Here is a 526-nt window from a genome sequence, read left to right on the forward strand (position 1 = left end):
ATCGGGACGGCCACGCCAGGGAATGAGACCGTCGGTCGAGGTGGCGAAAAGCTTGGCTCCGGTGACGAGGTCGGCGCCGCTGGTCTCGGTCAGGTCGCCAAAGACATAGCTCCAGCAGCCGTCGCGCAGGATGGCGGCGCTGAGGCGCCGCTTGCAATTGCCAAGGCATTCGACGCTGCGGATGCGGATGTCGTCGCCAGATGCGGCGCGGCGCGTATCCTCCGCCAGCAATTCGCCGGCGCGGGGATGGGCGTCGGAGCCGGTCTCATTGCGGCAGGAGGCGCAGACAATGATGGTGACGCCGGCCAAGGCATCATCATGGCCGGACGAAATATCCGCTGTGCCAGCCGAAAAACTGCTGTCGTGGTCCAAAGATCGGGCTCCTTGCCCGGAAACCCGCCGGGCGATCGGATTCTAAAGTCGCAGACGGCAGGTCTCCTGGCTCGCGGGTCATCGCCTTGGGTAGCCGCCTTCCCGGGAACTCCCAGTGGCTTTCGGCCTTGGCTCTTCGCTTACAGTTGCGGGG

At 65.4% G+C, this 526-nt stretch carries 1 protein-coding gene and 1 riboswitch; the gene reads right to left on the reverse strand.

What is annotated here, in order from left to right; genetic code table 11:
* Window positions 1-372, reverse strand: a 372-nt coding sequence (locus tag EN893_RS37300) for a DUF1636 family protein (protein ID WP_128362325.1), incomplete at its 3' end; no start/stop codon positions are given.
* Window positions 373-410: 38 nt separating this feature from the next.
* Window positions 411-526, reverse strand: a riboswitch (cobalamin riboswitch). This riboswitch is flagged as partial in the annotation.

It is taken from the genome of Mesorhizobium sp. M7A.F.Ca.CA.004.04.2.1, assembly GCF_004022825.1.
Taxonomy (GTDB): Bacteria; Pseudomonadota; Alphaproteobacteria; order Rhizobiales; family Rhizobiaceae; genus Mesorhizobium.